This is a genomic window from Schumannella sp. 10F1B-5-1 (assembly GCF_006517535.1).
Taxonomy (GTDB): Bacteria; Actinomycetota; Actinomycetes; order Actinomycetales; family Microbacteriaceae; genus Schumannella.
This window is the reverse complement of record NZ_VHQH01000008.1, coordinates 1-340: the sequence shown is the minus strand read 5'-3', so window position 1 is coordinate 340 and position 340 is coordinate 1. Positions and strand designations below refer to the sequence as shown.

The following is a 340-nucleotide window of genomic DNA, read 5'->3' as shown; positions in this document are numbered from 1 at the left end:
GGTGCCCGACAGCCGCCGCGTGTACACCGTCTTCGAGCAGCCCGACCTGAAGGCGGTCTTCCGCTTCACGGTCACCGCGCCCGCCGCCTGGCAGGTCGTGTCGAACTCGCCGACGCCCGAGCCGCAGCCGGCGGGCGAGGGCACCGCGGTCTGGCGCTTCGCGCCCACCCCGCGCATCTCGAGCTACATCACGGCGCTCGTCGCGGGACCCTACGAGGTCGTGCGCTCCGAGCTCACGAGCTCCGACGGGCGCACCATCCCGCTCGGCGTCTTCGCCCGCAAGTCGCTGTTCGGCTACCTCGACGCCGACTACGTCTTCGACATCACGCGCAAGGGCTTC

General features: G+C 71.5%; 1 pseudogene. It reads left to right on the top strand.

Going from position 1 to position 340, the window contains the following annotated elements:
* A pseudogene (locus FJ658_RS03555) lies at window positions 1–340 on the top strand (aminopeptidase N); the annotation flags it as partial.